At 38.9% G+C, this 6,444-nt stretch carries 5 protein-coding genes; 3 read left to right on the plus strand and 2 right to left on the minus strand.

What is annotated here, in order from left to right; all coding sequences use genetic code 11:
• Positions 1–7: 7 nt before the first annotated feature.
• Both O9316_RS12770 and O9316_RS12775 read right to left on the minus strand, forming a co-directional pair.
• Complete coding sequence (locus O9316_RS12770; RefSeq protein ID WP_298204532.1) at positions 8–2,347, minus strand: ATP-dependent helicase; 2,340 nt, start codon at positions 2,345–2,347, stop codon at positions 8–10.
• A gap of 250 nt (positions 2,348–2,597) precedes the next feature.
• A complete protein-coding gene (locus tag O9316_RS12775) occupies positions 2,598–3,119 on the minus strand; it encodes a hypothetical protein (protein WP_298204533.1) in 522 nt (173 codons plus the stop codon).
• A gap of 659 nt (positions 3,120–3,778) precedes the next feature.
• Here O9316_RS12775 and O9316_RS12780 point away from each other — a divergent pair.
• The 3 genes from O9316_RS12780 (at position 3,779) to O9316_RS12790 (ending at position 6,300) form a co-directional block, all read left to right on the plus strand.
• Positions 3,779–4,240: a hypothetical protein gene (locus O9316_RS12780; protein ID WP_298204534.1), complete on the plus strand. Its 462-nt coding sequence runs from the start codon at positions 3,779–3,781 to the stop codon at positions 4,238–4,240.
• A 259-nt stretch (positions 4,241–4,499) separates the two neighbouring features.
• Positions 4,500–5,732, plus strand: coding sequence for an AAA family ATPase (locus tag O9316_RS12785; RefSeq protein WP_298204535.1), 1,233 nt, complete (start codon positions 4,500–4,502; stop codon positions 5,730–5,732).
• On the plus strand, positions 5,716–6,300 hold the full coding sequence (locus tag O9316_RS12790; RefSeq protein WP_298204536.1) for a hypothetical protein: 585 nt from the start codon (positions 5,716–5,718) through the stop codon (positions 6,298–6,300). The genes O9316_RS12785 and O9316_RS12790 overlap by 17 nt, the downstream gene beginning before the upstream one ends.
• The last annotated feature ends 144 nt before the right edge of the window (positions 6,301–6,444 follow it).

Below are 6,444 nucleotides of genomic sequence, written 5' to 3' on the forward strand. Positions count from 1 at the left end.
GTTAAAGTTAGCCAATTACATCGAGCTTGGCAAAACGCAAGAGCAGTTTTTTGATCCCGCCTACCTCAAACTTGATTTCGGCTTTTCGGTCGGCTCCTACGCCTTCCAAATTGAGCACCTCCCCTTTCCCGAAGCGTTCGTGGAGCACGATATTCCCGATCGCAAGTTTACTGTCTCCATGGCCCGATGAAGAAGTGGGAGCACTTGCATTCACAGGCTTTAAGCGACGTATATTGGCACTTGGTGTGGGTTCGTCCTCATGCATTCGACGTGGCGGTGTTCCCGAAACGGGTTTTTGCAAACGCAATTTGGATTTATCGACATCGCCAAAAATATCCATATCAATCATGGGTTTGTAGCGGTAGCTAGAGGTTTCAGCGGGATTGACAAATTCTAGGTATTGCGGATCGATTTCTTCAATAAAACGCGAGGGTTCGGCATCGGTAAGTTTTCCCCAACGGTACCGTGATTGGGCATAGGTGAGATAGGCTTGGTGTTCGGCACGGGTGAGCGCCACATAAAACAAACGGCGTTCTTCTTCAAGTTCGCTTCGGGTATTTAAGCTCAAAGCGCTAGGGAACAAATCTTCCTCCAAACCAACTATGAAAACGTAGGGAAACTCCAGTCCTTTGGCCAAGTGAATGGTCATTAAGGCCACGCGATCATCGTCGCCGGTATCGTTGTCCAAATCGGTGGCGAGGGCAACATCTTCAAGAAATTCGGCCAAGGCGCCCCGTGCGCCATCGACTTCTTTTTGCCCTTCGGTAAAATCTTTAATTCCGTTAAGCAATTCTTCGATATTTTCTACCCGAGCGACGCCCTCTGGAGTACCGTCTTTTTTCAACTCCTGAATCAACCCTGTTTTTTTGGTCACGTGTTCGGCCAAATAGAACGCGTCTTGATTTTCATTGATTATTTGAAAACTTTTAATCATGTTCACAAAATCGTGAAGCTTGTTTTTGGTTCCCGCATTCAATTTCAAATCAATTTTGTCAATATGCTCCATCACTTCAAATAGGGAACGCTTGTAATGGTTGGCCGCAATAGTCAATTTTTCAATCGTCGTATCACCAATACCGCGTGCGGGATAATTGATGACGCGCACCAATGCCTCTTCGTCTTTGGGATTGATAATTAAGCGAAGGTAACACAACACATCTTTGATTTCTTTGCGTTGGTAAAACGATAGACCGCCATAAATACGGTACGGAATGTCGCGTTTGCGCAAAGCATCTTCAATGGCTCGGGATTGTGCATTGGTACGGTATAACACAGCAAACTTCCCATTGGTGAGCTGTTCCCGCATTTTCATTTCAAAAATCTCTCCCGCCACATAACGTCCCTCCTCACTATCGGTTAAACTGCGGTGGACTTTTATTTTTGGTCCCAACTCATTGGCCGTCCAAACGACTTTATCCAATTTGGTTTTATTTTTATCGATAATGGTATTGGCCGCTTCAACGATGTTTTTGGTCGAACGGTAATTTTGCTCCAAGCGGTAGGTTTGCACCCGATCGTAATCTTTTTGGAAATTGAGTATATTGTTGATGTTGGCTCCGCGAAAGGCATAGATACTTTGGGCATCATCGCCTACGACACAGATATTTTGAAAGCGATCGGACAATGCGCGTACGATCAAGTATTGCGAATGGTTGGTATCTTGGTACTCATCGACCATGATGTAGCGAAAACGGTCTTGGTATTTGGCCAACACATCGGGGAACCGGTTAAGCAGTTCGTTGGTTTTTAACAACAAATCGTCAAAATCCATGGCACCGGCTTTGAAGCAGCGGTCGACATAGTTTTGGTAGATCTCCCCCATCCGCGGGCGTTTGCTCATGGCATCGGCTTCTTGTAATTCGGGGTTGTTGAAATAGGCTTTTACCGTGATGAGTGAATTTTTGTACGACGAGATGCGTCCCAAAATTTGTTTGGGTTTGTAAATATCCTTGTCCAACTGCATCTCTTTGATGATGGCCGAAATCAACCGCACGGCATCTTGAGTATCGTAAATGGTGAAGTTGGACGGGTATCCTAATTTATCGGCTTCAATGCGAAGAATTTTAGCAAACACCGAGTGAAATGTTCCCATCCAGAGGTTTTTGGCTTCGTTACTTCCCACGATAGCCGCAATCCGCGATTTCATTTCACGGGCGGCTTTATTGGTGAAGGTAAGTGCCAAAATATTGAAAGCATCAACACCGTGGTGCATGAGGTAGGCGATACGCATGGTCAGCACGCGTGTTTTCCCCGAACCGGCTCCGGCAATCACCATCATGGGACCGTCTTTTTGCAGTACGGGCGCCCGTTGCGCTTCATTTAATTGGTTGAGATACTGTTCGAGCATTTTTTTTAAGCTACTGAGTTACTGAGACGCTAAGCCTCTGAGTTGCGACCCATTTATAAAAAATCCAATAATTTAATTCCAAAATCTTAAATTCCAAATTCCAATAGTTAAAATTCCAATAGTTAAAATTCCAAAAGTCACTAATCACTAATAACTAATCACTAATAACTAATCACTAATAACTAATCACTAATAACTAATCACTAGTCACTAATCACCCCCAAAGTTTCGGGACTAATCACTCTAAAGTCTAAATAAAGTCCTTGATTTCGCTCTTCAAAAACTCCAATGCCAATTGCGAAGCAGATTCGGTTTCCATTAAAGAACTCAAAACTTTCATTCGGTAGTGGTCGGCGTCTTTGATTTCGCTATCGGCAGCTAGGTTGCGGAGGTTTTGGATAATAGCATTTTTGGCATTGACTACCATCACCCAAGCTTCATCGGAGAGGTAGATTTGTTGCGTTACATTGTGTTCGTATTCTTGCTCGATATTTTGAATCAAAAGATTCATATAATCGGCGGTATCGTTGTTGAAAGGCGCCACGCGAATCATGAGTTTGAGCGGATTAATGCGTTCGAGGAACAAGGCCATGCGTTCATAGGCTTGGAGGCGAATGGGCAGCGCTTGTTTCTGGTTGTCGCGCAGCAATTGGAATTTGCGGCGATTTTCGTCCAAGTTCACAAACTTTTGCATCATCAAGTAGGCGATTCCGCCGGTCACTACAGCGGGTAACGTATACATCGCCAATTCAATCCACTTATCGGTTTCCATAACGCGTTTGGGTTTAATTTTAGTGTTACAAAGAAACGAAATTCTAAGGTTTGGGCAAGGGGGTTTTGCGTTTCTCCCAAAATTATGGAACAGGTTTGACGTCGAAAGTCGAAAGTCATAAGTCGTAAGTCTTTTTAGCGGTCAGCCCCGAAGGGGGGGAATAGTTGGTTTCAAGTTTCAAGTTTAAGGTTTCAGGTTGTGTCCTAAGAAGATGTATTTTAAATAGTCGTTAGACGTTAGTCGTTAGTCGTTAGACGTTAGTCGTTAGTCAAGGAGGACATGTTAGCACGCTCATTTATAATTTAAAATACAACATTTAAAATAGTCAAAGAGGACATGTTAGCACGCTCATTTATAATTTAAAATACAACATTTAAAATAGTCAAAGAGGACATGTTAGCACGCTCATTTATAATTTACAATTCAACATTTAAAACAACTCCAAAGGGGGTCTTTGCTCTTGCTTCTTTGTGTTCGTTTCTTTCGGACCTTGTTCGGACGTTCTTCGGGACTTGTTCGGCAAAATGCCGTTTTTCGGGGGTTTTTCCGAACAAGTTCCGAACAAGTCCCGAAGGAGGTGGTGGAGAAAATTGCATGCAAGAACAATAAAAATTAAAAACCAGCATTATTGATTTATATCATCCCAATCAATTGAAGTTATGAACTATTTTTCGCTAGCGCTATTGTTTTTTTCGGGTTTCACCTGTATCGCACAAACATTTCAAAAAAAGCGGGATCCTATTTACCGTACGGATTTTGAAACAGTACTAGTAGCTGCATCCAGTACAATCACTGTTTCCCGCTACAAGTCCCCTTCTGAATTAGAGTACACCTTGCAGGTACAAACTCAAAACAGTTCGTGTGGCAGTCAATCCGGCCTTCGTTTGGTACTTTTGAATGGTGAGCAAATTACACTTCCCGACAATCCTGTGCGATGCGACGCTTTACGTTCGCATCAATTTCAATTATCGAGTTCGTTTGTATTAACGCCTCAACTTTTACAAAAGCTTACACAACAGGATATTGCGTATTTTGTAATTGGAGATGTTACCGTTCCCGTACAGTATAAAGAAGAGGGTGAAAACATCCCCCAATTATTGATGACCGTGATTAGTGACTAGTACAGGGCTTTGAAACTACTAAGTTGTGTGCGGGGGAACCTGGCAAAGACTGCGGTTAAATACGGCTATGATTATTGGAGGATTTGTAAAAAAAAAACCTACTTTTATACAACCCTAAGAAATCAGGCATATACACCCAATGGGTTTGCCTAAGTCTGAATGCTTCAGGGGTATAAACGAGTTATGTGTAAGCTTATTTGACAACAAACACCAGTAAACATCACAGAATTTATATCTTTGTACATTGAATATTAAGATAATGAATCGAATAGAAATAAAAAATATTGGACCCATAAAAGAAGTTGATATTGAGCTAAACAAAATCAATGTCTTAATGGGACCTCAAAGTAGCGGAAAAAGTACGATTGCAAAAATTATCAGTTTTTGCCAATGGGCTGAAAAAAGATACTTGCTTGACGGTGAATTTAAATATGATGTAAGGGAACAATTATTAGATTTTCACAGACTTAGTGACAACTATTTTTATGACAACTCTTCTTTTACGTATGAAACAGACTTCATTATAATTACATACAAAGGAAGGAAACTAAAGAGGAGTATTCGTAAAAAGCAAACTTCAAAAATTTATAAAAAGACAAAAAATATTTACATACCGTCAGAACGAAACTTTGTATCAGTTATACCAAACTTATCGAAATACAAAGAAACGAATGATAACATAATGAGTTTTGTTTATGATTGGTTTACTGCAAAAAGAATCTTCAACAATAATAATCTTCTTCCAGTATTAAATTTGGGAATTCAATTTTACAACAAGTCTGAAAATGATAATGATATATTGCTTTTAGACAACAAAAGAGAAATTTTACTACGTGAGGGCTCAAGCGGTTTGCAATCAATAATTCCATTGATAGTAATTATCGAACATCTAACAAACTATATCTATAAAAACAATATTTCAAACTCTGTTGAGGAAAAAGACTCTTTAAAGAACTTCTTACTGAAAAACATTACTGAAATTTTAGACTTGTCGAAATATAAAGACATAGAAAATATTAAGTTAGACGAAAAAGATATGAAAAAGCTACTTTTCTCGTATCAACGTGCTAAATATTTAGAATCATACAATTCGACAAATTTCATTATAGAAGAACCTGAACAAAATTTATTTCCTTCAACACAGAGGGAACTCATAAATTATTTGTTCAATAAAATGAATGAAGAAAGGAATCATTCCTTGCTCTTAACAACTCACAGCCCATATATCCTTTACTCAATAAACAATTGCCTAATGGGTTTTAATATAAAGGATAAAATTGGCAAAAATGAAGAAACTGACATCATAAATAAAGAGTCTTGGATAAACCCTGATTTGGTCTCTATTTGGCAAGTACAAAACGGAAAAGTTGTTTCTGTAAAAGATATTACAACAAAAACGGTAACTAAACATTATTTCAATGAGATTACCAAAGACATAATGGATGAGTATTTTGAAATGTTAGGTTACTACGATTATGATTCAAAGAATTAATGAAATTATTGCTGGACAAAGCAATGGCACAATTGACGCTGAAAATATATATGTAATTGACTATAAAAATATCAACGGTGGAGAAGTTGAAATATTAGAAAATCAGCCAGAACATGATTGCGTTCATTTGACAAATGAGAAAAAAGTGAATGTTCATTATGTTGCGTTTAAAGAAAACGCTTTAAAAGTAAAGACTCCAGAAGGTCAAGTAAAGCAATGTGAGTGTGTATTGTTTCCTACATCTTTGAACGCTGACGATTGGGTTCTTTTTATTGAGACAAAATACACATCAAATCTAAAAACAGCATTGGACGAAAAGGTTGACTATCCTAACACTATGATAGCTCAAATAATAAGCACAGTAAGTTATTTTCGTGACAATGGTATTTTGCCGCCAGACAAAAAAGTTTTCGCAATTGTTTCATTTCCTAAATTAATTGAAGCATTTAGTGAGGCTTTCTTCACTAGAAGCAATTTGACAAGAGAAGAAATATCAATAAGGCATAAAATTTTACTTAGCCCGACTAATGAGGGAATTATTAAATCGCAAACTAGAATAAAGATATAAAGCCTACACACAACAGCGGTAACTGTTGCACAACCCATTCAAAATAAAATTTTTCAAAATAATTCGTAAAAAACAACCTCGTTTAAGCTCCCGAAACTTCGGGATAAGCGAGGTTTATTTTTTAGTTGTAGTCCAAAACTCCAA

The sequence above is a fragment of the Flavobacterium sp. genome (assembly GCF_027533505.1).
GTDB lineage: Bacteria > Bacteroidota > Bacteroidia > Flavobacteriales > Flavobacteriaceae > Flavobacterium.